Annotated in this window: 15 protein-coding genes; 4 read left to right on the top strand and 11 right to left on the bottom strand. The window is 64.0% G+C overall.

Features of this window, described 5'->3' with window-relative positions:
• Positions 1–31 precede the first annotated feature (31 nt).
• The 8 genes from WNZ15_RS19945 to WNZ15_RS19910 all read right to left on the bottom strand — a co-directional run bounded on the left by WNZ15_RS19945 (position 32) and on the right by WNZ15_RS19910 (position 13,603).
• Positions 32–4,303, bottom strand: coding sequence for a beta-ketoacyl synthase N-terminal-like domain-containing protein (locus WNZ15_RS19945; protein ID WP_342894780.1), 4,272 nt, complete (start codon positions 4,301–4,303; stop codon positions 32–34).
• Positions 4,287–7,253, bottom strand: coding sequence for an AMP-binding protein (locus WNZ15_RS19940; protein WP_342894779.1), 2,967 nt, complete (start codon positions 7,251–7,253; stop codon positions 4,287–4,289). Before WNZ15_RS19940 ends, WNZ15_RS19945 begins: the two co-directional genes overlap by 17 nt.
• A gap of 20 nt (positions 7,254–7,273) precedes the next feature.
• A complete protein-coding gene (locus WNZ15_RS19935; protein WP_342894778.1) occupies positions 7,274–7,804 on the bottom strand; it encodes a hypothetical protein in 531 nt (176 codons plus the stop codon).
• A gap of 5 nt (positions 7,805–7,809) precedes the next feature.
• Positions 7,810–9,174 carry an AarF/UbiB family protein gene (locus tag WNZ15_RS19930; RefSeq protein ID WP_342894777.1) on the bottom strand — a complete coding sequence of 455 codons (1,365 nt, stop codon included), beginning with the start codon at positions 9,172–9,174 and terminating at the stop codon, positions 7,810–7,812.
• A complete protein-coding gene (locus WNZ15_RS19925) occupies positions 9,171–10,097 on the bottom strand; it encodes a 50S ribosomal protein L11 methyltransferase (protein WP_342894776.1) in 927 nt (308 codons plus the stop codon). Before WNZ15_RS19925 ends, WNZ15_RS19930 begins: the two co-directional genes overlap by 4 nt.
• Before the next feature lie 28 nt (positions 10,098–10,125).
• Positions 10,126–11,499, bottom strand: a complete 1,374-nt coding sequence (locus WNZ15_RS19920) for a DUF6004 family protein (RefSeq protein WP_342894775.1) — start codon at positions 11,497–11,499, stop codon at positions 10,126–10,128.
• Positions 11,500–11,549: 50 nt separating this feature from the next.
• On the bottom strand, positions 11,550–13,313 hold the full coding sequence (locus WNZ15_RS19915) for an ABC transporter substrate-binding protein (RefSeq protein WP_342894774.1): 1,764 nt from the start codon (positions 13,311–13,313) through the stop codon (positions 11,550–11,552).
• Between the two features lie 107 nt (positions 13,314–13,420).
• Complete coding sequence (locus WNZ15_RS19910) at positions 13,421–13,603, bottom strand: hypothetical protein (protein ID WP_342894773.1); 183 nt, start codon at positions 13,601–13,603, stop codon at positions 13,421–13,423.
• Between the two features lie 12 nt (positions 13,604–13,615).
• Here WNZ15_RS19910 and WNZ15_RS19905 point away from each other — a divergent pair, with 12 nt between their 5' ends.
• The 4 genes from WNZ15_RS19905 to WNZ15_RS19890 all read left to right on the top strand — a co-directional run bounded on the left by WNZ15_RS19905 (position 13,616) and on the right by WNZ15_RS19890 (position 16,820).
• Positions 13,616–14,386, top strand: coding sequence for an SRPBCC domain-containing protein (locus WNZ15_RS19905; RefSeq protein ID WP_342894772.1), 771 nt, complete (start codon positions 13,616–13,618; stop codon positions 14,384–14,386).
• Between the two features lie 235 nt (positions 14,387–14,621).
• Positions 14,622–15,056 (top strand): SRPBCC domain-containing protein, encoded by a 435-nt coding sequence (locus WNZ15_RS19900; protein ID WP_342894771.1) that lies wholly within the window; start codon positions 14,622–14,624, stop codon positions 15,054–15,056.
• Between the two features lie 35 nt (positions 15,057–15,091).
• Positions 15,092–16,087 (top strand): homocysteine S-methyltransferase family protein, encoded by a 996-nt coding sequence (locus WNZ15_RS19895; protein ID WP_342894770.1) that lies wholly within the window; start codon positions 15,092–15,094, stop codon positions 16,085–16,087.
• Positions 16,088–16,109: 22 nt separating this feature from the next.
• On the top strand, positions 16,110–16,820 hold the full coding sequence (locus WNZ15_RS19890) for a DUF899 family protein (protein ID WP_342894769.1): 711 nt from the start codon (positions 16,110–16,112) through the stop codon (positions 16,818–16,820).
• Here WNZ15_RS19890 and WNZ15_RS19885 read toward each other — a convergent pair.
• The 3 genes from WNZ15_RS19885 to WNZ15_RS19875 are packed head-to-tail and all read right to left on the bottom strand — an operon-like array spanning position 16,790 to position 23,913.
• Positions 16,790–17,665: an AraC family transcriptional regulator gene (locus WNZ15_RS19885; protein WP_342894768.1), complete on the bottom strand. Its 876-nt coding sequence runs from the start codon at positions 17,663–17,665 to the stop codon at positions 16,790–16,792. The genes WNZ15_RS19890 and WNZ15_RS19885 overlap by 31 nt on opposite strands.
• On the bottom strand, positions 17,655–18,146 hold the full coding sequence (locus WNZ15_RS19880; RefSeq protein ID WP_342894767.1) for an acyl-CoA thioesterase: 492 nt from the start codon (positions 18,144–18,146) through the stop codon (positions 17,655–17,657). Before WNZ15_RS19880 ends, WNZ15_RS19885 begins: the two co-directional genes overlap by 11 nt.
• Entirely contained in the window at positions 18,133–23,913 is a 5,781-nt protein-coding gene (locus WNZ15_RS19875) for an SDR family NAD(P)-dependent oxidoreductase (RefSeq protein WP_342894766.1), read from the bottom strand. The genes WNZ15_RS19880 and WNZ15_RS19875 overlap by 14 nt, the downstream gene beginning before the upstream one ends.
• Positions 23,914–24,190 lie beyond the last annotated feature (277 nt).

Raw genomic sequence — 24,190 nt, 5'->3', positions numbered from 1 at the left:
CCCGCATCAGGCTTCTCCTGCCTTGCGGCGTTTACCGGTTGAGCCGGATCAGCAGGTTGTCCGCGAGAATGTCGACATTGGGTGAATCAAGCATCGTCATGTGATTGCCCGGCACGATCACGGTGCTCACCTTGTTGTCGCTGAAACGTTGCCAGCCCCAGCTCGGATCGCTCCGTGACTGCTCCCTGTCGGGCAGGAAGTCATGTTCGGCGAGCCGCGTCCTGGCACGTATCAGCACCACCTCGTCTGCGCTGACAGGCGCCGGCCGGAAGTCCGCCAGGGCCGCAAGGTTGGCGGCATAACGCGTCGCGAGGTCGCGGGAGAGCCTGCCCGGCCTGCCGGACCCGGGACCTTGCGCCGGCAGAACTGCACCCGCCGTATCGAGGCTGCCGAAGGCCGGAAATCCCGATCCGAAAGCTGGCGACGCCGGGATGTCGAGGATCGCGAGAAGATTGACCGCCGTGCCGGAATTCTGCAGCGCCTGCGCCGTCGCATGGGCGAGTAGGCCGCCATAGGAATGACCGACGAGGGTAACCCGCCCCTGTGGAAACACGGCGCAAAGCTCAGCGGCAATCGCGGCGGCGCGCACGGCAATGGCAGCCTCCAACCCGGGATCCAGGTCAATCCCGAACACCGCGCCCGCGCCGGCCAGCCGGGCCGCAAGGTCTTTCAGGCCGGTTGTGGTCTCCAGCACCGAAGGCATCGCAATGACGGGCTCCCCTCCGGAAACACCGCACAGCCGGACGAGACGGCAGGCCCCGGGCGTCGGTGACAGCGGCGACACGGTGAAGAGACGTCCGGCAAGGCGCGCCGGCGTGTCATCGCCGAAGATTTCCGGCACCGCGCCGGACATCTGCTTTTCGAGCGCGGCGCGGAGCTCGAGCAGGGCGAGTGAATCCAGCCCCTGATCCTCGAAGGTCCTGTCGGCGGCGAACTGCTGCGTGTTCACACCGGTCAGTCGCGCGCACAGGCGGGTGACAACAGCCAGCGAACCGGTTCCGGCAACGGGCCGGACCTTTGACCCGGTCAAGTCAGCCGTGATCCCGGTTTTCCCGAAACTCATGAGGGCCTGTGGAACCGCGTCGGCGCCAACCAGATCTGAAGACGTTCTGGTCTCCTGCAGGGTCAAACCGGCCCTGGCGGCCAGTCTTGTCCAGTCATCGGTTGCCAGCAGGGGATGGCCGGGGCGAAGATCGTGGTCCTGAAACCGCCACCAGCCGGGCAGGGCACCAAAGACCATGTCGATCCAAGGCCTTGCGGCGATACCCTCGATCAGGATCAGTCTTCCGCCAGGACGGACGAGGGCGGCCGCGTGATCAAGAGCCTGCCGGACATTTCCGGCCGCGTGCAGGACATTGGCGGCGATCACCACGTCGTAGGCGCCTTCCGCAAAACCCTGCGCTGCCGCCGGTTGTTCGATGTCGAGACGCGAGACCGACACTTCGGCCCGGCCGCGCAGCCGCTGCCGGGCCCTGGCCACAAAAGACTGGCCGATGTCCGTGACCGTGTAGTCCAGGGACCCGGCCGGCGTCCCGCCGAGAACGGATAGCGTGGTCGCGAGTGTGCCCGCCCCGATCTCCAGCACGCGGAGCGGCCCGGAGCTGGTACGGACAAGCTCCGCAACAATGTCGGCCGCCGCGCGGTTGCTTGCCCGCAAGCTGGGGTCGCTCCGGTAGAACCGGGCGAGAAGCGTGTCGCGTCCACCGGGAAATAGCGCTTCCCGGCCGTCTTCGTTGCCGCGCAGGATCCCGGCAAGCCGCGCGCCGACCCGCTCCACGAGAATCAGGCCCGTCCGGCCGGACCCCGGCGAGGGACCTGGGCCGGTGTCCTGCTGCTCGTGGATATCGGCGAGACGTTCGGCCCAGGGCAGGTGCCTGGCGGCGACCACATCGCGTAGACGCGAACGCTCTACGCGGTGGTGATCTCCAAGCACACCAAGATCGGCAAAGGCCGCCCGGATATGATCCCGGGCGGCTGCATTCAGGCAAACGGCGCGCGCTCCCGGGCTGAGCGGTGCCGCCGGTGCCGCTCCGGCGTTTGCGTGGGGCGCCGGCCAATGGTCCTCAAGTTCGAACGGGGTCGGTGGCAGATGGCATTTACGGCCGGCATCCGCGCCGAACCAGGCCGTCCAGTCGATATCCACGCCCCGTTCGAACAAATGGCACAGGGCGCTTGAAGGAGCGCCGAGGCAGGCGAGCACGTGAAGCGCCTGACCGGAGCCGGTGGCACGCCATGGATCGCTGCGGCCAATGTCCGGCCGGAAATCCAGCACCACGCCGATACCTTCCTGGCGAAGATCCCCCATCTCATCCCGTGGGGAAGCGGCACAGCCACCATACGCCGGCGTGTCCAGGACACTCGGACCGGAGCTGCCACCACCTGCGGCGCGGCGGACCAGAACCTGATCGGCATCCCGGTTGCGCAACAGAGCGATCAGAACGTCCTCGATGCGGCACTGTCCCTCGAGTACAGACCCAATGTCCTTCCCAGGTCCGACAGGCACAATCCGGTCAGGGCGAACGCCCCAGCTTGTCCAGAGCTCCGTTAGGGCCAGGGAAATGGCGAAAGTGGCGATGCTGTCGGAGCCCAAGCCCCCGGACAGCCGTTGTTGCGGTCGGGCATTCAAAAATGGCTTTTCCGCACCGGGCATTTCCACCAAAAGCGCGTCAACGCGTTCCAGCGTATCGCGGAAACTCCTGTGAGAACTTCGGATCGTCCTAAGCCCCTCGTCCTCAGGGTCGAAAGTCTCCGGAAACAGGAACGCGAGGCCAGGTGGTGCCGTGGGCGGAGCCACATGCAACAGGGTATTTTCCACTTTTTTCAGTGCACTTGAAAGGTCACTTCGCCTGGGTTCGGAAAAGACCCGTCGGAATCGGTTCATCCGCCGGGTCGCCGCCATCGTGAAGGCAATGTCCGAGGGTTGGAGAGCGCGGTCCTGCGCCAGCGCGATCCGCAATCGCCGTGCCATCCGGCGAAGTCCCTCAGCGCTGCGCGCACTCAGGAGGACCGGGAGGGAGGCTGCTAGACCTGACTGCTCCTCCGATGGCGGGTCGGCGGGGGCTTCAAGGATCATGTGGCAATTGTTGCCGCCCATGCCGAAAGCGCTGACACCGGCCCGGGGAACTCCCGGCAGTGTCCAGGGACGGGAGGCCGAATTGAGGCGAAACGGGCCGGCGTCAAGGTTCATCGCCGGATTGGGTTCGGTGAAATGACGCAGGCCAGGCACCGTTCGCCGTTTCAGTGCCAGTGCCGCAGCGATCAGTCCCGTCATGCCAGCGGCTTCCGCAGAATGGCCGAACGTGGCTTTCGCAGCCCCCAGGTCGCACGGACCGGTGCGCGTTCCCGTTCCGTAGTTTTCGGCAAGAGCCACCACCTCGATCGGATCGCCGAGCCGGGTCCCGGTCCCGTGAGTCTCGATATAGCCGATTGTATCCGGAGCGCATCCGGAGGCCTTCAGTGCGCGCCGTATCGCTTCCGACTGACCCTCAATCGATGGCGCGGCAAAGCCGAGCGCGGACGCACCGTCATTGGTCACCGCCGAGCCCCGGATGATCGCGTGGACAGGATCGCCGTCCCGCAAGGCGTCGCTCAGGGGTTTCAACAGGACCGCACCGGCTCCGTCGCCGTAAACCGTTCCGTCGGAGGACCTGTCGAACGGGCGCGTGATGCCGTCGCGAGCCAGGATCATGCCGGCTTGAGGCCGGGACGACCGGTTCACGCTCAGGCGAAGCGCGGCGGCTCCGGCCAACGCCATGCTGCATTCGCCTGCGAGCAGACTTCGGCAGGCAAGATGAACCGCCACAAGCCCGGTCGCGCAGGCCGCCTGGACGTTCACGGACGGACCCGTCAGGTTGAGCGCATGTGACACGCGCGCGGATAGGAAGGCACCCGCAGTGCCAAGCAGCATCTGCAGCTCCGTCGCGGTTTCCGGAAACCCGTTGACACGGGCCGTTCCGGAATTTTCCGAAGTGTCGAGGGCATAGCTGCTGTAGCCGCAGCCCGCGAAAACACCAATGTCGGCGCCGCTGCCGAAGGTCTCCGAGCCCGCATTTTCGATTGCCTCGGAAGCGCACATCAGGAAATGCCGGTGCTGCGGGTCCATCAGAACCGCATCCCGCTCGGAAATGCCGAAGAAACCTGGATCGAATGCCGCAATTGTCTTCAGGGCATGGCTCGGGGCGGCATCGTCGTTGTCCGGTGCCTGACGGATCAATTGCCGCCAGAGCTCCTCGGGCGTGTCCGCACCTGGAAGATGGCAGGCCATGCCGATGATCGCTACCGAATTGTCACGCGTGGATTTCATCTGCTTTTGCCCTGGGATCGGAACCACCGGTTTCGCAAAGATGCTGCGTCAGGCCGCGAACGGTGGGACAGCGCATCAGATCGACAAGCTCGAACGGTCCGGACAATTGCTCCTTCAGCATCAGGAACAGTTCCACCAGTTGCAGCGACGAGCCGCCATGATCGAAAAAGGTGAGATCGATATCGATTTCGGACGTTCCCAGTATTTCGCGCCAGCAACGCAGGATCACCGCCGCCGGTCCGGACGGCGGTTCGGCGAGTTCCGGGGCAGGGATGACGGTCCGGGAGACCGGTTGAACGGAAAGTCCGCTCCGGTCGATCTTACCCGACCGGGTCAGGGGCAAATCGGAAACGATCCGGATCTCGGAAGGGACCATGACGTCCGGCAGGTCGCCTCGCAAATCCTGACGTATTCTGCGCGAAAGGATCCGTTCGATGTCCCGGCCCAGCGGGTCGTTCAGGACCGTCGGATTTCTCAAGAACCCGTCGGCGGGTTCAACAGGCGGACTGCCTTTGGACATCCAAAGCGCCAGGCTGCCGGACTTGCATCCGGCAGCAAAGGACACGCGGCATTCGTAGCCATCCCCCGAAAGGGCGAACAGGTCCTCGGGATCCTGTGCGCCCGGGTCCGGTGCGGCCCGTTCACGGATGGTTTCCATGGTGACCTGCGGCGCCGCCGCGTTCATTTGCGCCTGCAGGGCGACGTCTTCCGAAAGCCTCCGGTTCGGTATGCCGGTTACACAGACAACCGACCCCGCGTCGCAATATGAGCGCAATGCGCTCAAGGGCGGACAATCCGGCCAGTCATATGTGCGCACTGGTCGGTCCAGACCCGCGACATGGTCGAGATGAAGCACGGCATCGTAGCGGTAGAGACACATTTCGGTGTGGTGGCGGTCGCGGCGCAGCGCGAATTCGACACCTGCCACGCGTGGGAAAAGCCGCGCCAGTTGCCGGAAGTAGTCCGGATCAACGAACAGGCGCTGTTCGGACCCTGTCTGCTGCGTGACCCGCCGCGACACCTCCACTGCAAGATCGGAGGGGGCAGCCCGCGCGCATTCCAGTCTTGTGTGAAACAGCTCCAGCAAAGTCAGATTGCGCAGATCGCCCAGAAAAACCAGCCCACCCTTGCCGGTCTGCGCAATCGCGGTCTCGAGTACGGACTGGAAATAGGCGCGGTCCGGAAACAGTTCCACCACCGAATTCAACAGGACACAGTCGAAGGACCGGTCGCATTCAGCGAACGGTGTCTGGGCGGGTTGGCACGCCAGGCTGAGGCGGCTGGTGTCTAGGCCGAGTTTTCTGCAGGCGGTTTTCACCTCTTCAAGCGCCTGTGGCGATATATCGGTGCCGGCGTAGAACGTGCAGTGGTCCAGAAGCCGTGTCAGGAGCATACCGCTGCCGCAGCCGACCTCCAGCAGACGGCGGGCCCCCAGCGCGCGAATGCGCGACGCGGTCGCGTCGGCCCAGTCGCCCAGTTCGGATCGTGAATAGGAATGGTGCCGCGTGCTGTCACGCCAGCCGCGCGGATCCGTACGGGAATCCGTGCTCTCAGGCAGTTCGCTGTAGACGCTGTCCCAAAGGGTTCGCGCCCGGTCGAGCCAGGTTCGGCGCAGATCTTCCGCCACCCGATCCCGGGCCTCCTGCGCTGGAACCACAAAGGCACGCAGTCCGCCGCCTGCTTCTTGCTGCACGACAGCCGCGACCTCGACCGCGTGGCTTAGTCCGAGCGCGGTTTCAACTGCATCCAGATCGATACGAACCCCGCGCAATTTTGTCTGCCGGTCGCGGCGCCCCAGGAACTCGTAACCGTCCGGGCCCAGCCGGGCGATGTCACCGGTGCGGAAGAGCCTTTTCCCGGACCGGGGGCTGTTCGGGAAACACGCTGCCGTCAACTCCGGTTCGTGGTGATACCCGTCAGAAAGCGCTGCTCCCGCGATGCAGATTTCGCCGTCTTCGCCCGGCCCGACAGGAGCCAGTTCCTTGTCGCGCAAACTGATTTCGACATTGCTGATCGGCTGGCCGATCGGCACCCGCATGGGCCAGCAGGCGGAATCGCCCTTGAGCGTCAGAGCCGACACCACATGGGTTTCGGTGGGCCCGTAATGATTGTGCAGCCGGCAGTGGCCGCCTGCAAAAAAGGCCTCTATGGCCGGTGTGACGACAAGTGCCTCGCCGGCGGTAATGACATCGCGCAGCACCTGCGGGCGGGCAAGACCCACCGCGGCAATCAGACCAAGCGCGTGAACCGGAAGGAACATCCTGGAAACACCGCGTCTTGAGACAAGCTCCAGAAGCTGTTTCGGGTCGCGGCGGACAGGTTCGTCCGTCAGGACAAGTTCGCCGCCACCGCACAGGGTCGTCAGGATTTCCTGGGTCGCGACATCGAACCCGAGCGGTGCATACTGGAGCACCCGGTCCCCCGGTGTCAGGGGCAGTGCAGTCCGGTGCCAGCCGGCAAGATTGCGCAGAGGCCCCTCGGACATCGCGACGCCCTTGGGCGCGCCGGTCGAGCCGGACGTGTAGAGCAGGTACAGCGGTGTGTCCGGCCGGCTGTCGAGGGAGATCCGGCCGGGCGCGGCAGGCAGGTCTTCAATCCCGAGCCGAAGTGGCTGGAGCATCCCAAGCAGCAGACTGCTGCTGCAAGCGGGCGCTACCACGGTTTCCAGGCCCGCGTGACGGGCGATCACCTGCAGGCGCTTTGCGGGTAAGGACGGGTCGAGCGGCACATAGGCGCGGCCGGCCTTCATGCACCCGAGCATTGCCGCGATACGGTCCGGACCACGGTCGTCCAGAATACCGACCGGCGCCGTGCCGCCGTGCCGGCACAGCCAGTCCGCCAACGCGCAGGCGCGGGCTTCCAGCATGCCGTAGCTGATCGTCTCATCATGCGTGCTGACGGCAGGTGCGTCGGCCCGGCGCGTTGCCTGAAGCGAAACGAGGCCTGTCAAGGAATGTGGCGCCGTCCGGTTCATGTTCTGCGGGCGCCGAAAACAACGCCATCCAATGCGTCCTCCATGGAGATGACCATGAAACCCGCATAGGTCAGGCTGGTATGAAGCTGGGCTGCGGTACGGAGATAATCACCGGCTGCCGGCTCCTGCGGACAGGCTGCGCAGGCCTCGGCGACAATCAGCATGGCACCGGGCTGCAATTGATTCCATATCACTTCAAGAAGTTGTTCGAACCGTCTGATCTGACGCGTATTCGTCACCAGAGCGGCGTCAAGAAAACCGATGTCTCCACCGCACCACCAGTCCGGATCTTCCCACAGCATCACCGTGTTGTCCGGCACTTCAGGGAAGGCATCCGGATCATGCCGCCGGACACACACGTAACGTCCGTCACGTTGCGCCATCATTTCGGCGCGGTCGAAGTTGGCGCCTCCGATCTCGAGCAAACGGCTGACGTTTGCGCGCAGCAGCGCGCGGGTGATGTGGGCGTCCATGTCTTGCAGCGTTGACGGCATAGAGGGCCGGAAGTTCTCGACGGCGGCGTCCATCGTCCTCATCCTCCCTGCTGGTGCGATGCCGGCGCGGCGCGTTCCGAAAAGATGGCGCGGGTCAGAACTGGTTTCGCCGTCTCCTGGAAATCGATGTCCGGATCAAGCTTGCGGACGATGCCTTCGATCACGAGCAGTGCCAGCAGGGGAAACACCAGTTCGGGCGCGGCCCGCAAACCGTGACGCCTGTGCAGATCGAACATCTCGCCGGCGAACGCTATCAGGCTGAACTGGCTGGCCGGAAGGTTGTGATTTCGCCGGGCCAGATCGGCCATTTCTTCCAGAAACGAGGTGTGATCCGAAGGCGACCCCCGGTTGGTGGCGCTTTCCAGAACAATCTCGGCGCAACGCCGGGACCGGCCCCAGGCCATTTCGAGGAAGAACTCGGCGAACAGGCTGCGCATGCGCTGGCTCAGCTGGACACTGAACCCGGCATCCAGGATGACCACCTGGCCGCTGCGCCGGAAGTAGAGATTGCCGGGATGCATGTCGCAATGGACGAAACCATCGATGAACAGCATCGTGTAGGTTGCCGTGAGCGTGGTTTCGGCCAGCCGTCTCCTGAGACCGGCGTTGAGTGTTTCCACCGCGTCTCTGGACAGGTCGGGAATGTAGTCCATGACCACCACGTTTTCGCGGCACAGCGCCCGCACAGGCCGGGGAACCCAGACCCTGGGCACGGTGGAGACGATGTCCGCAATCCGGTCCAGGCAATCTGCTTCACGCGCGAAATCGAGCTGCATTGCAATCGCGTCGCCGATGTTTTCCATCACCTCGACAACCGCGACATTGCGAAAGACGGGAAGACGGGCAAGGAGCCGGGCGCCCGCCCGTGCAAGGGCCAGGTCCGCGGCCATGACCCTGTCAATCCGTGGACGGCGCAGCTTGACCGCCACGTCCTTTCCGCTGCCGGTCCGCGCGCGGTAGACCGAAGCCACGCTGCCGCTGGCAATGGGGATCAGGTCGATTTCGGAAAATGTGCCGGACAGCGGACTGCCGTAACATCCTGACAGTTCGGCCTGCGCCACCGCCGGGGGCAGCGAATCGACATCGTCCTGCAAACGCGCAAGTACGTTGCACAGATCAGCGGGCAGTTCATCGCGCCGGGTGGACAGGATTTGACCGAATTTCACGAAGGTCGGGCCGAGCCGTTGTACCAGGGACAGGAGCCGCTCCCAGTAGTGTTGCCGCGCGGCGGCCCGGCCGGACAGGACGCGGCGGACGAGGTAGACAGGCACCGTTGCCGCGCAATGCATCGACACCAGGGCCAGCACGGTGGCCGCCCGGGCCAGATGGGCGCTCGGGCCGGGCCCTGCAATCCGCCGTGGCTCCGCCCGTTCCCGGGTTTTGAACAGGGGGAAATGGGTCATGGCTGCAGGTCCCGCTGTGTGCTTCTGCGGATGCCGCAGTCGATCTGCCAGGACAGCGCATCGCGAACCCATGCCCCGGGCCGGATCGACACCCGCAGAACGTCGCCGGCCGCCACCTGCGACGAGGCCAGGGGCCAGATGAAAACCGCCCAATTGCAGCCGGGATAACCGGGGAAATTCGAGAGGCGAATGCCGTCGCCGAAGTCAGCCTCGAAGGCGAGTGCGAGCGCATCCAGCCGACCCGGCCGGATGATGTCGATGTCACGGTGTTCGGGCAGGGCGCCTGGTGGCTGCCCCAGATCGATCGCCGCGAGCGCCGTGGTTTCGCTCAACAGCTCCGGGGGACGGGCAAAGAAGTGCAATTGAGCCGAGGACCCCAGAAAGGGCCGGGCCGCTGCCAGCGAATATCCTGCCAGGTCATCCGACCAGACCCCCCAACTCTCGCCGTCAAAACGAATGGCGTTGATCACCGTGGTCAGCCGCTGCGGGATGATTGCACCACCGGCTTTCAGATGACGCTCCGCGCAGATGGCGAGGATCTCACCCATTTCCTCTTCCGGGCCGATGTTGCCGAGCATCTCGCTGACGAGAACATCCGCGCGCCGGGGCAGCGAGACGGTCCGCGCGTCTCCTTCCACGATCGTCACCCGGTCGGCGATGCCGTTGTCCGCCAGAATGGCGCCCGCGATGCGCGCCGTGGCTGGATCACCTTCGATGGCATAGACGTGCCCTGCGCCATGGCGCAGGGCAAGCAGTGTCAGGGCCAGGCATCCGGCGCCCACATCCACCACGACATCGCCGGGACGGACATCACGCGCCAGTGCCTTGTCATACGCTTCAAGCCGTGTCCGGTCCCCCAGCATCACCTGATGCATTTGGCCAAGCCGGGGGTCCAGATAGATGGATTGTGCGTGCGTATTCATTCAACGCTCTTTCGTGACCGGTACGCGGTCATTCAGCCGCCGGCATCTGGGACGGCATGGGAAGATCGTCGTGCGCCAGGTCCGGTTCGAACCCGGTGCTGTTCATGACCGCTTCGCGCCCGACGATCGACTCGCCCAGAACGATGGTGACGTTTCGCAGACGGCCACGCATGTTGCGCTTTTCATCGATGATTGCCGTGTCCGGGCCCTCCATGCGCAGTTCGGTTCCGGCAACGTCGCCGGTCGGCAGGTGGCCGCGGACCAGAACCGGGTTGGTTCCGTAAAGCGGGCCATCGGGAGAAACGACCTCGAACTCGGTGTCAAAGGCAATTTCGCCGCTGCGGCTGGCCGCTTCCACGGTGACTTCGCCGCCCTCGCCATAAGCGCCGCCCGATACCTTGAAGAAGCTGACACGCAACATGACGCGCCCGCCCAGCAGCTTGCTCTCGCCACTCATGGCGACACGGGCAAGCTGGGCCTGGATCCCGTCCTTGCCCTTGTGTTTTTCGGGCGCGAACAGCAGGATTTCCGTGCCGGCGGCGAGCTTGTGGTCACCGAACAGCTGGAGGACTTCCGTCTGGCCGTCGATTTCCAGTTCGACACGGGCTTCGGCGGAGCTTTGAATGATGAGCGACGGATCGACCAGCATCGAGATGCAGGGGCCGAAGCTCTCGGCGAAGAACACCTTCGGAACGATGCCGGTGGCCTGGTTCATGGCATTGGCGGTGTACCAGGCTTCCGGAAGGTTGATGCCGCGCACGACGTTCGGAGCGGTGACCACCGTGCCCGGACCATCGCCGAAAGGCGCGCCAAGCACCGGCGTGGTCAGCGGCTGCTTGTAGGGAGGAATACCGTCGACCACTCCGTCGATGGCGATCACGTCGCGATGGGCAAGACGCATGGTGCTGGTTTCGAGCACACCGAACCGGCGGATGAAGAACTGCGCCGGGAAGTTCTGGCCCGGAACGATCTGCCGCACATGTCCTGTGTTCGGAAGGTAGGGATTGGACAGGACCTGAATCCGGTCGTTCAAGGTGTGGCTGTAGCCCTTGATGCCCACTTCGGGCGCGCTGATCAGCTCAAGGTCGAACTCCGCATAGCCATCTGAATCGACACGGTGGTTGAAGCCTTCCATCGGCCACTTGTTCAGCTGGACAAAGCCGGACAGGCTGATCGTTTCGCGTTTGCCGGAATAATAGTCATCCCCGAAGACGACGGTCGCGGCAGCCAGGATATGGGGCCGGAGCGGCTTCGGCTCGATGTTGAGGGACTCATAGGTTTCATACCCCCGGGCGCCGACCATACCACCGCCGTTGCGCCGGTTGACTTCGTCATGGCCGTCACGCATCGACTTGGCGCGCGTGGCGTTCGGATTGCGTTTGTCGTCTGAGATGTATGCCATGGCCTCGTACCTCTTTCATTTCGCCATTTGGATCGGGGTGCCACAGGGGATCAGGACATGCGTCGATCAAGCCAGAGATTGGTGATGTCGAAGAACTCGATCTGCGGCACGTGCACCGCGTTGCGGACGCGGGGGCTGTGGTAACGTGACGTCATTGCGGCAAAGGCCAGAATCGGCACAATGGGCAAATCCTTCATCAGTGCGATGTCGATTTCGTGCCAGAGCGCTTCTGCTTTTTCGAGGTCGCTTTCGCGCAGTGCTTCGGCAATCATCCGGTCGACGTCCGGATTGGAATACCCGCCGTAATTGGTGGTGCCGGGTTTGTTGTTGGTCTGGAACATGGGCTGGACGATGGACCGGCCGTTGTTGCCGAACCAGTCCGGGGTCCATCCCGGTTCCGCGATATCCCAGCGGCTCGACCGGGCATTGTCCGGTGTCGACAGGAACGACCCGTAGTAGTCGGCCTGGCTGTATTTTTCGAACCGGAGCCGGATTCCGCACGCTTCGAGATCGCGTGCCACGGACCCCATCACGTCCAGATGCAACTTGACGTCGCGAACCGCCGCGATCAATTCGATCCCATCGCCGTAACCCGCCTCCGATAACAGCTCGCGCGCCTTTTCGCGGTCGCCGCGATCGCCTTCCGAAGGGTAGGGATTGAACGGGCGATGCCCTGTGCTGCCGGGGGGAATTGCAGAATGCAGCGGCTTGTTCGGAACGCCCTGCATGACGGACAGGATGTCGCTGATGGCGACCTTGTCGACCGCATAGGCAATGGCCTGACGGACATTCAGGTTTCCGATCGCGCCGCCGGCATTCTGACTGTGCATGTTGAACACGAGATAGGGATTGAGGGCGAAACCCGGATAGCTTCTCGGAAACTCGATCCGCTCCGGTTCGGGCTTGGCCCAGGACACGACGGTGAACGACCAGGCAAGGTCGGCTTCGCTGCGATCGATCATGCCGCGCAGTGTTTCGGGCGTTTCCCTTTTGATCCGGATCCGGATTCCGTCCAGGTTCTGCTGACGGATCGGGTCGCTGTCCTGTAGCCAGGCCGGATTGCGTTCCAGCCGGATCTCTTCGGGGTCGTCTGGTGAGCTGGCGAACCGGTAGGGACCGTTCGAAACGTGGTTGGCGCGCATCTCGGGACTGTCCGGAAGATAGGCGTCATATTCGACCGGTGCAGGCGAGGCGAAACCCATCGCCAGGATATTGAGAATGTCATTGGCCGGTGTCACCAGCGTCACGCGCAGTGTCTTGTCGTCAAGTGCTTCCAGTCCTGCGATCTCGTGACTGTTCTGGAAATCGGCCAGACCAGCGGCCGTTGCCGGCTTGCCCTCGAAGGCAGCCTCGTAGGCGGCTGCGTAATCCGCATAACCGTCGATGGTGCTGGTGAAATAGTGGAGCGCGCCGGCGCTGCTGACCGGATTGGGCAGGCGCTTGAGCCCGCGGATAATATCTTCGGCGGTCACTTCACGCGGCGGCGTCGTGTCCCACCGGACGCCCTCTCGCAGCTTTATGGTCACCACACGCCCGTCAGCGCTGATGCCGCCGTTTTCCGTCGTGGGGATGGTTTCGGCGATATCGGCGGCGGGCGTGAAGGCCTTGACCGCGTCGGAAAGGTCATGGGTGGCGGGATAGGCGAACAATTGCCTGGTCAGCGCTCTCAGGATCTGTCCGGAAGTCGCATAATAGGCGCTTGCCGTATCGATGTGGTCCGGGCCGCCGGGGCCCAGCAGTTCCAGGACGCCGCCTGTCTCGGGAGCCGTGTTGCCTTGCTCGCCGAATTCGATGTCGCGCAATGCCTTGTTCATGTCGGTCTCCACCCGGGAAAATATCCAGAGCCCGACTATGCGGACTGTTCCGGCCGCAGACCTCTCCTGTCTTGCTCAATGTCCGGATAGGAGCCCGGGGTGCACAATCACAGGTGGCGGGCACTGGTTCCAGGATGAACCGGCCCTTTGCCGAAGACAGGCGGATTGCCCTGGCCGAAGAACGCATCAACACCGCGCCGGCTTTTTGGAAGGCTGAGATTTACAGCAAGATAGGAGAAGACCGCGCGCGTGTCGTAGCCCAGAGTCGAATGCGTAATTTTCGCAAACATCGAGGCCACCAAATGCCTAGCGACAACGACGAAGTCATCGAAATCCTGCGCTCATTCGATGAACGACTGACTTCCATCGAAGCGCGACTGAGTACGGGCGCTCCGGGCGGTTCCACTGTCGGAAGTTCAAAGCCGGGGACGCTCAAGCCAAGCCAGTATGGAGGCTATGCGATCGAGTTTGACCGCACGTTCAACAGCGATGTCGAAAGTGTCTGGAAAACGATCACGGATCCCGAGCGCATGGTCGACTGGTACGCGGACGCGAAGGGGGACGTCAATCTGGGGGGGCGGCTCGAGCTGCATTTTCCCAACAGCGGTGCCGTCGCCTATGCGATGGTGACCCAAATGGAACCGCCCAATGTGTTCGAGCACATGTGGGTGACCGGTCAACTGGAAGACCCCGCGCAGCCGATGCCCAACGAAATCGCGGCTCGGGGCGGCACTTGCGGCGACCTGACGCTCGCGTCCAGTACCATTCGCTACGTGCTGACCGCGATGCCGGAACGCGGCACCAGGGTCCAGATGAACCATTACGTTCCGCTCAATCCCCGCCTACTGGGCGAGGGGGTCGCACGGGCGGCCCGCGACAGCAAGAACCCGGTGTCGATGACACCCGCGCCGGACATGGTGCTCGCAACCTGGGACATCCTCATGGACCAGCTTGAAATGGCCGTGAGCAATCCCGGCATCCGGGCCATGTCACGGAGCGCCGACAGAAGCGCGAGCTGGGCCTGGGACCGGTTCGAGGACCTGCGCCGTTCCTACCAGCAGGTCGTGTCCTGACCGAGGCGGTGAGAGCTCATGTCCTGTCAGGGACTTACGGGAAGCTGACCCATCGCGCCGGTACGATCGTTGCACCGGCGCGATATAGTTTGAAAACAAGGCGCCGGCCCGATCGCCGGGCTGGACGCCGGACCAAAAACCTGGCCGGAGATCTGGCTGGAAACCTGAAATGGTTTGCAGATATGAAACAGCAACGGCGGCGCCCCGGGGCCGCTTCACATTCCGGACACGTCAGATGAGACGCCCCGACCTGACAGAGCGACAAGACGCAATGGAAGTGGTTCAGGACGTCGCAATCGCGCCGGAGGCCGTCTACGACGCCTTCATCGGCCCGCGCCTGGAAGACTGGTTTGCCGCAAGGGGCACCTTGAACATGCGTCCCGAACCCGGGACGCCGTTTTATTTCGAGACCGAATTCGAAAACAGCCGACATCCCCACTACGGCCGCATTCTCGATCTCGTGCCGGGCCGGCACATAGAGATGACATGGGTGACCGAAGCCGGCACCAGGGGGGCGGAGACCGTCCTGACCATCTCGCTCGAACCGATCGAAGCCGGTACGCGCGTCACCTTGCGCCAGCAGGGATTTCTCGACACCGAAACGTCTCAACGGCACCAGGAAGCCTGGCCCAGGGTGCTGAAGCAGATGGAAACCATGCTTGGCGGTTGACCCCTCTCAGAACCTTGTCAAAGGAGAACTGCTTCATGTCTCAACTCCTGGAGAAGCTGGCCTCCGGCCCGGTAATATGCGCCGAAGGATATCTGTATGCTCTGGAAACGCGCGGTTATCTGAGCGCCGGCCCTTTCGTGCCCGAGGCGGTTCTGGATCATCCCGATGTGGTCGAGCGGCTGCATCGCGACTTCGTCCATGCCGGATCGGACATCGTCGTCGCGCTGACGTTCTACGCGGACCGGGACAAGCTGGCGGCACTGGGACGGGCAGACGATCTGGAACGGCTCAACCGGAAGGCACTCGAGCTGGCCACCCGTGTTGCCGATGAGACCGGCACCATTGCTGCAGGAAACATCTGCAACACCCGGCTGAATTACGATGCATCGGAAGAAACGGCGCGCGCGGTCAGGGCCCAGTTCGACGAACAGATCGGCTGGGCCGTGGATGCCGGCGTGGACCATATCATAGGCGAAACCTTCTATTATCTCCACGAGGCCCGCATCGCCCTTGCCGCGATCAAGGCGGCCGGACTGCCGGCGGTCATCAATCTGTCGATTCCGGCCACCGGTCTCACCGAGGACAATGTCTCTCCGGCCGAGGCCGCCCGCCAGCTGGAAGGCGAAGGCGCGGACGTCATCGGCCTGAATTGCTTTCGTGGCCCGGCAACCATGTGGCCGCTGGCCAGACAGGTCCGCGAGGCGGTGTCCTGCCATGTTGCGGCGTTGCCCGTCGCCTACCGGACGACGACCAGCCATCCCACGATCTTTTCGTTCAAGGATCCGGTCTGTTCGTGCCAGGTGCCGAATGGCGGGCCGTTCCCCGTTGCGCTGGATCCCTTTCGGTGCAACCGTTACGAATTGTCGGAATTCGCCCGCAACTGTGTCGATATCGACATCCGCATGGTCGGTGTATGCTGCGGGGCCGAGCCGTTTCAGATCGCTGCGATCGCAGGAGCGCTCGACCGGACACCGCCGGCAGCCCGCTATTTTCCCGACATGAACCTCCAGCCGGCCCGTCCGGGCTGGTAGGAACGGCCAAGGTGATCAGAAGATGACGACAAGGCATGACGTTCGTTTTCCCGGAGAAAGCATCGAATACAGGGAGGCGCGCAACGCGCTTCTCGATGCCGAACTTGCGCTGCGTCGCCAGATCGAAAAAGTAGCGGAGATGCGGCGGGCCTTGCCCCCTGGCGGAAACCTGAAACAGGATTACGTGTTCGACGCGGGTCCGGCTGATGGAAGCGGCGGCAGCGTCCGCTTTTCCGACCTGTTCGCCCCCGGCAGGGACAGTCTGGTAATCTACAATTTCATGTATGCGCCTTCCGCAGGACATCCTTGTCCCATGTGCACCGCGTTCATCGACAGCCTTGACGGGGCGGTTCGGCATCTGGAAAGGCGGATCAACATCGCGCTGGTCGCCAAGGCTCCCTATGACCGGTTGGCCGATCTGGCAAAATCGCGCGGCTGGACACATATCCGGCTGCTGTCCTCCCTGTCGAACGAATTCAACTGCGACTACAACGCGGAGCAGTCGCAGGACGTGCAGAGACCGGTCATGAGCGTGTTCACCCGCTCTGACGACGGGATCCGTCACACCTATTCGACCGAACTCCTGTTCCTGCCGCCGGACGAAGGGCAGAACCACCGTCACATCGATACCATGTGGCCGTTGTGGAACGTCCTGGACCTGGTTCCCGAGGGCAGGGGCACGGACTGGTACCCGTCGCTCGACTATTCCGCCGCCATGACCGAAGCCGACTGAGAGGACCTCGAGGCTGGTCTGCCCTGCAGGAGCAGAGGCAGCGCGAGCAGGACCGGCGGTTCGCTCTCACTTTGTTTCCTCAGCGTGATCGCGTTTGACCGCAGGGGCGCATCGGCGGTGTAGGCCTTGCGTGCAAGCAGCAGATTGCGGGACAGCAGGATCGATTTCGGATCCCCCGTGCAAGGTATGCCGGCCGCCAGGAAGGTGAGCTTGTCCTCGCCGCGCCAGGGTCTCGGCCGGGGCAGGTGGAAAGTTCCGGGATATCTTGCGATCGTGCAGGAAACCGGCATTCCGCTGGGTTGGTTGCCCTTGAATATGCCGATAAAGGCAAAACCCGGCGGTTGCATGCCATCGTCACTCCGGATCGTTCCTGAAAGCGCGTCCGGGACGGGAGCGGCGGCCGACATTTCCGCGTAGGTCGACAGGATATCGCGGAACTCGCGGCTGTCGAACAGCCTTGCCCCCTTGCGCAGGGCGCGCGGAGAAAGCCCGACAAGTTCGGCAAACCGCCGCCCGAAACTGCCGAGACTGGAATAGCCGACATCATAGGCGATGTTGATGACCTTCTCATCAGTCTGCAGCAGCACGGATTTCGCCGCCTGAATGCGCAGGCTGGAAAGATAGTTCATGGGCGTGACACCGGTCTGGTTGGCGAAGATGCGCACCAGGTGGCAACGGCTGCAGCACGCGATCTCGGCCAATGTTTCCAGGTTCAGTTCCATTTTCAGGTTGCTGTGAAGATACCGGATCACCCGGATCACGGCGGCGTGCCGGCGGTCGGTGATGATCTGGCTGATGGAGCCGGTATCCGTGACCAGCCGCTTCGATTGGATATCAGCAAGCATTTTGACCTCCCTGGGCAGGACCCGCCTGGTGGCTGAACCGGGACAGTGCGTCGATCATTTCCGGTGGTGGATCGGTTGGTTCGAGGGCACCGCTCGGTGTCATGCGCATGAACCCGAGTTGCTGATGGCCCTGCGCGATCTGCCTGCCTTCGAGCAGATATTCGAAACTCAGCGAAATGCGGTGTCCGTCACGCGCGTCGAGTGACATGACGACCTCGACGTCATCGAAGGCATGGAGCTCGGCGAAATAGTCGCAACTGCACCGTAGCGTCACAATTCGCAGATCCTTGCTCAAATCGTCCAGAATACCTGGCGCGTGAGAGCGCAGAAAGTGTTCTCGGCATCGGCCCTGCCATTCCAGATGATTGGTGTAATAGACGTTGCCGACTACATTGGTGTCCTTGAAAGACACCGTGTGATGGTAGGAGAAACTGGGTCTCGAGGCCTGTTTCGGAAGGCCTGCAGGATCAACTGAATCCATGGACTGGTTCCCTTGCCTTGAGCCCGGCGGGCCGGTGTGCGGTGGAAAGACGAGCGTTTTCGGCGACAATGGCCACGGCGCATTCCTGCCCGTTGCCGATGTTCCCGGAAGCCAGGCGGGCCGGACCGGCAGTTGCGGTGAACCAGGAGCTGCTTGAGCCTGTTCCGGCGACAAACTGGATCCTGTCGGCAATGCCGGCCTTGAAGAGGGCCTCTCGCAAGCACCAGATCCGGGTTGCCGCGGTGTTGAAATCCAGGGCCTCTTCGGCCTCCGCAAGGTGTTCGGCGAACCGAAGATCGGGACCGGCCAGCAGGGCCGACCAGTCCTGTGCCTCGACCGATTGCACATCGATCCCGACACGGTCGCGGTCAACGAATGCGGCGATGCAGGACCTGGCGCTGTGACTGACGGAGACCGCGCCGAACCCCGGCGGCAGCACCGGCTTACCGTCGGCCCGCCGCATCAGCCGCGCTGCAAGAGGCCCGCCGACCACATGGGCAAGTGCCTCATCGCGCGCGTCAGCGCGTCCTTCGGCCTCGGCCAGGCCGATGCGCAGGTCGAAGCGGCGCAGCGCGTCACCGGCCTCCCGTTCGATTGCAATCGGCAAGAGCGCGGTGGGCACGCGGTCGAAATCGCAGTTCGACAGGGCCACGAAATCCGTTCCTTCCCAGATTTCCAGCGGATCTCCGGCCTCATCGACCAACGCAACGTCGAACCGGTACCTGCCCTCGGGCGCCTTGCGTTCAACCGCCCGAACCTCGACCGGTGCGCCGCCCTTGCGCCAGAAAATCCGCTGCACCGCGACCGGCAGAACGCGGCGTTGCGGGATCGTTGCCAAAAGGACATGGAGCCCGGCATCCATCGCCGTCCGGTCCGGCAAGAGCGTTCCCTGTGGTTCGTATTCACCGAAGATCCGGCCTGTGGGCTGGGTCAGGGTGGCGCGGACCGCACGGGCCGAAAGACTTTCAATCCTGTCCAGACGGGCAAAGGGGCCCGATTGAAAGAAGACCGGTCCGTAGAGAGGGCCGGCTTTCAGGGAAACTCCGCCTGCTGCCGGCTCCGGCGCACAAGGCGGTTCTTCGCAGGTCACGGCCGTTGCCGTCATGTTGGGCCTTGCGTTGCCGTCCTGGTCCGGGCACCCAAGCGACAGCCGGACCTCTTCCGGCGTTGTTGCCAGCGCTGCCATCCTCAACAACCGTGAACCGCGCTCCGGCACTGTCACGGCACTGTGGAATTCGACATTCTCGAGTGTTCCTTGCTGTGGAGCCGTCGTCCCGACGGCTTCGGCCGCCGCGGCCATCGCCTCGATGCCCAGCACGGCCGGCAGAACCGGAATGCCGTCGAAGCGGTGGCCATCGAGCCCCGGATCACGCCCCGCCGTAAGCTCGGTTTCGCAAATGAATTCCGTACCCGGGTAAAACACCTTCCGGTGGTCACGGAAACGGTGGGCGGTGAGGTCCGGTTCGGCAAGCGAGACGGTGCCGGGTTGGCCGAAACGGCCGGTCACGAAAACCAGTGGGTCTTCCGGTGGCGACGCGGACAGAAGGTCGACAAAGGCATCAAGCGCATCATCGAGCGCAAGAGCACGAACCCCTTTCCTGGCCAGTGTATCGATCACGCCCAGGTCCTGTCCCATACCGGCCCCGGCCCAGACAGACCAGCCGAAACACACGCAATGACGGGCGGTGCGTTCTTCCTTCGCGGCGCGGATTTGTTCGGCTAGGCACGCATTGGCCCAGGCGTAGTGAGCCTCGCCCGCCAGGCCGATTTCGGAAATGATCGAGCCGAACCCGGCAAGCAGGGACAATGGTCGCCGGGTGACTGCCTTCAGCACATTCTCGAGGCCACCGACCTTGGCCGCATGGGCCTGCTTGAACTCCGCCGGACCGAGGTCCTTGAAGCGGGCAGGGTGGTTTGCGCCGGCGGCATGAACAATGCCGGTGATCGGGCCCAGGACCGCTTCGCCCTCGGCGAGGGCGCCGGCCACTGCCGATGCATCGGTGACGTCCGCCCGGGCGTAGTGAACACGCGCACCTGTCCGGGCGATCCGGTCGAGCACAGCCTTGACGGAGGAACTGTCGACCGGGCTGCGTCCCATCAGGATCAGGGAAGCGCCAAATGTCCCGGCGAGCCTTTGAGCGCATTCCGCGCCGATGCCACCGGCACCTCCGGTAAAAAGTATCACGTCCTGCGGACCCAAAGCAGGGGCCACCGGCTCTGGAAAACTTCTGAGGAAGACCTGTCGTTCCAGGCCGTTCCGGCCGGCGCGGTACGTGCCGAACCCCGGCAGGGAAAGGGACAGGAAACGCTCCCGCGCACTCCCGGTGTCCGACGATTGCCAGATCCGAAGGCTGGCAAGGTCATTTTCGATCCAGAAGGACTTCAGCAGCCCGCCCAGAACTGCCGATTTCGTGCATATCGCCAGGTGGCGCACCTTCTTTTCCAACAGGACGCAGAGCCGGTGGGCAAGTGTGGCAGGGTCCGTATCGGCTTCCACCTTGAGCATCACCGCCTCACCGGGATCCGCCTCACATGACCAGAAAGGTGCGCCGGGGGCGACTGAGCCTTCGTCGACCGGAAGCCAGCGGCTGGTGTAAAAAGCGGTCCAAGGGGCAACGCCATCCGGGTCCCCGCCGCTGGAGGTCCGATGCTCGGGAGGGCGTTCTTCGGGGGACAGGGCGGCGACACGGGTGATCTCCCGAGCGGTTTCGGCAAGCGTCAGTCCCGCGAATTCCATGCGGCCGTCGAACTCCGACAGGCCCAGGGCGCGCCCGGCCGAGCTGACCACCTTGGCGACGGCGATCGAACTGAGGTGCAGGTCGTCCAGAAACCGGTCTCCCGGCCGAAGCGAGTGGACCGGCAGCCCGGTGGCGCTGGCAACAGCATCGAACAGAACGCCCAGAGCTCCATCCTTGCCCGCGACGACCGAAAGCTCCACGGGCCGGGCAGGCGGTTCGCCGGCCTCGGGCAAGGCTTGCGCGGGCCGCACCGGTGCGAGATGAGGCGAGGAAGGGGGGACTGCGCCGCACGGGTTGGACAGGAAGGACGGCGGCCTGGAAACATCGAACGGCCGCGCCGTGGCCATCGGCAGAAGACGCGCGGCATCGACCTCGGCACCCGCAGCCCAGGCCGCCCCGATGGCGCCGAGCGCCGCATCCAGGTTTCCGGAACAGGCATCCATCGCGACCGCCGGCGTGTCGGTTTCCTGGCGGGCCAGCCGGGTCATGCCGGTGCCGGGCCCCACCTCGATCAACAGATCACACCGGTCGGCGAGCCGTTGCAGGGCTTCCGAAAACCGGACCGGTGCCTCAAGCTGCCCGGCGAGATGCCCTGCCAGATCGGTTTTGCCGTCAAACCAGTCGCCAGTCACACTGCTGACAATCCGGCCTGCTGGTGGCGGACGCAGGTCCATGTGCCTGACGGCCGCCTCGAGACCGGCCGCGGCCGGTGCCATGTCGCGCGTATGAAATGCGTGCGAGACGGAAAGCCGCAAGGCATCGACACCCTGATCCCGCGCCCGCCGCGCAATCCGGTCAATCGTCGTCGCCGGTCCCGCAAGCACAGTCTCCACCGCCGCGTTGAGGCAGGCAATCTGCGCGTCCGTGTCCCGGATAAATTCTTCCGCCGCCTCCCGGCCGCACGCAACCCGCAGCATGGCACCGCCCGGACAGGCGAGATCGCGCATCATCGTGCCCCGTTCCCGGGCAAGGCCCATGGTCTGGTTTTCGGTCCAGTCCGACGCCCAGTGCAGCGCTGCAATCTCGCCAAGACTGTGGCCCAGGGCTGCCGTCGCGTTTCTCATCCGGACATGATTCAGCAGGCTCAGACCCGCAAGGCACGCATTGATGATGAGCGGCTGGGCCCTGCCGGTGTCGGCGCCTGCTATGTGCCGGTCCGGATCGTGAAGGCTGGCCGGGTCGGTGACCTCCAGCCCGAGATCCGCGAACGCGCCGAGCGTGTCGCGAAGAGGCGCGGCCTGTCCGGGGAACAGAAGTCCGATGCGCGGATGTTTCACTTTCGCCAGAACCACACCCTCATCCGGCGTGAACAAATAACAGCCGCCCGTGTCCAGGTGAGCGATCGCACGGTCCAGGCGTTGCGCAAGGATCTCCGGGGTCCTGGCAATCACGCATGCGCGCACAGCGCGGGGGGAGGGATCCCGGGCGAGTGAAGCGGCCAGATCCACCAGTTCCGCACGCGACATCCAGAGCGTCGAACCGCGTAGCTCTGACAGCTTTTGGCGCAGATCCTGCGACGAACCCGCCGAAACGAGAAACAGCTGTGAACTGTGGAGCAGTCCGGGTGTTGCTGGACGGGAACCGGCAATGGACCGTTCGCCCTCTTCCAGAACAAGATGTGTGTTGATCCCGCCAAAACCGAAAGCGCTGACACCCGCGCAGCGCTTTTTGCGCTCCGGCCAGGGCGCACCGCGCCGAAGCGGTACGACCTTGTTTCCCGTTTCGGCGAAGACGGGGTTCGGGGTGTCGCATCCGGCCTGGGGCGGCACGAACCCGGCCTCGATTGCCTTCACCGTCTTGATAAGCCCGGCCATACCCGCAGCCGCCTTGGTATGTCCGATATTCGCCTTGATGGAGCCAATGCCGATTGGAGCCTTGCCGCCTTGAACCAGCCCGGAAATGGCGCGGATCTCGACCGGATCGCCCACCTTCGTTCCGGTGCCGTGCGCTTCGAAATAGCCGGCTTCGGAAACGGCGAGCCCGGCATCCTGCCAGGCCGCGGAAATGGCGGCGGCCTGACCCGCGACAGTCGGCCGGGTCAGGCCGCCGCGGCCATCGGTGCTGATGCCGCTGCCGGCAAGACGGGCGTGCACCTTGTGGCCGCACCGCGCCGCTTCGGCCGCCGTCGTGAGCACGCAGAACCCGGCGCCTTCGCCGGGCCAGAAACCTCCGGCGCGGCTGTCGAAGACCCGCATCTCGTCCAGGGCAAGCGCGCCGATCCGGCTGAACCCCACCAGTTCGAAAGGATCGATGCTCAGATCGACCGCCCCGACAACAACCGTATCCAGGCGTCCCGCGCGCAGATGCAGCATCGCTTCGTGAACCGCCAGCAGCGACGAGGCGCATGCGCCGTCGACGGTGAACGCCCCGCCGAGGAGGTCGAAGTGGTTCGCGATCCGCCCGGCGATCGTATTGGCCATCGACCCCGCCAGCGTCTCTTCATTGGGGGCCGGCAGCGGTTCGGTGAAGGCCTCCACGAATTCGCGCATGATCTCGCCGGCGACCTCGGCGGAAAGCTTCTGCGATGCGAGGGCCTTTTCCAGCGCCGCGGCCGCATAGGGAGCCCGCAATCGCAGCGCATTTGCCCGCGACGTCTCGCCGGTCAGGGTGTTGGCCACGATCACTCCGGTTCTGGCTTTCTCCAATCCGTCGCCGTCTGGAAACCCCGCGTCGCTCAAGGCCCGCGCCGCCACATCAAGCGCCAGCCAGTGAGCAGGATCAGAAGCAACATAGGCCGCGTCGGGCACCCGGAAGGCTTCCCTGTCGAAGGCATAGTCAGCCAGCAGGGCACAACGGATGTCGGGAATTGAGTCCGCTTCGCCGACGCTGGCCGCGGAATAAGATTTGATGTCCAATCGCCCGGGAGGAAACGGCCGGAACGCCTGCCGCCCCGTGGTGACGAGGTCCCACAGCGCGGCGGGTGACGGAGCGTCCGGATATTCGCAGGCCATCCCGACAATCGCCACCGATCGGTCGGCTCGGGCAAGAGGCAACGCCGGCGCTGTCGGGAAGGTTTGCTGGCTTGTCATCGACGCGTCTCCCACTCGTACCCACCGGCACTTCGCATCGAGTGTAGGACCAGTCCGTTCTGTCGATATTGCTGCCCTGTTGCCCTGCCATTGAACAAGTTCCCCGGCAAAGTTGCGGAGAAATTCGATCAGACTGTTTCTGATCTGGTAAAGACCTTGTTGAAATCGTTCATTGATCTGGCCTTGAACTGACGCAATCGTTGCAGGCCCGTCGTGCCGGAGTTGCACTGGTCTTGTGCAGTCCTAGTCACTGAATGTTCGCGGTATGAAACAGGCC

This window comes from Roseibium sp. AS2 (genome assembly GCF_038900065.1).
Lineage (GTDB): Bacteria > Pseudomonadota > Alphaproteobacteria > Rhizobiales > Stappiaceae > Roseibium.
The sequence above is the reverse complement of the archived record's forward strand: the minus strand, read 5'-3'. Positions and strand labels throughout refer to the sequence as shown.

Excerpts from the sequence above, each read along its gene's own strand:
- WNZ15_RS19945 (WP_342894780.1), bottom strand. The coding sequence starts at position 4,303 with ATGAAATCCACGCGTGACAATTCGGTAGCGATCATCGGCATGGCCTGC.
- WNZ15_RS19935 (WP_342894778.1), bottom strand. The coding sequence starts at position 7,804 with ATGGACGCCGCCGTCGAGAACTTCCGGCCCTCTATGCCGTCAACGCTG.
- WNZ15_RS19930 (WP_342894777.1), bottom strand. The coding sequence starts at position 9,174 with ATGACCCATTTCCCCCTGTTCAAAACCCGGGAACGGGCGGAGCCACGG.
- WNZ15_RS19925 (WP_342894776.1), bottom strand. The coding sequence starts at position 10,097 with ATGAATACGCACGCACAATCCATCTATCTGGACCCCCGGCTTGGCCAA.
- WNZ15_RS19920 (WP_342894775.1), bottom strand. The coding sequence starts at position 11,499 with ATGGCATACATCTCAGACGACAAACGCAATCCGAACGCCACGCGCGCC.
- WNZ15_RS19915 (WP_342894774.1), bottom strand. The coding sequence starts at position 13,313 with ATGAACAAGGCATTGCGCGACATCGAATTCGGCGAGCAAGGCAACACG.
- WNZ15_RS19910 (WP_342894773.1), bottom strand. The coding sequence starts at position 13,603 with ATGTTTGCGAAAATTACGCATTCGACTCTGGGCTACGACACGCGCGCG.
- WNZ15_RS19905 (WP_342894772.1), top strand. The coding sequence starts at position 13,616 with ATGCCTAGCGACAACGACGAAGTCATCGAAATCCTGCGCTCATTCGAT.
- WNZ15_RS19900 (WP_342894771.1), top strand. The coding sequence starts at position 14,622 with ATGAGACGCCCCGACCTGACAGAGCGACAAGACGCAATGGAAGTGGTT.
- WNZ15_RS19895 (WP_342894770.1), top strand. The coding sequence starts at position 15,092 with ATGTCTCAACTCCTGGAGAAGCTGGCCTCCGGCCCGGTAATATGCGCC.
- WNZ15_RS19890 (WP_342894769.1), top strand. The coding sequence starts at position 16,110 with ATGACGACAAGGCATGACGTTCGTTTTCCCGGAGAAAGCATCGAATAC.
- WNZ15_RS19885 (WP_342894768.1), bottom strand. The coding sequence starts at position 17,665 with ATGCTTGCTGATATCCAATCGAAGCGGCTGGTCACGGATACCGGCTCC.
- WNZ15_RS19880 (WP_342894767.1), bottom strand. The coding sequence starts at position 18,146 with ATGGATTCAGTTGATCCTGCAGGCCTTCCGAAACAGGCCTCGAGACCC.
- WNZ15_RS19875 (WP_342894766.1), bottom strand. The coding sequence starts at position 23,913 with ATGACAAGCCAGCAAACCTTCCCGACAGCGCCGGCGTTGCCTCTTGCC.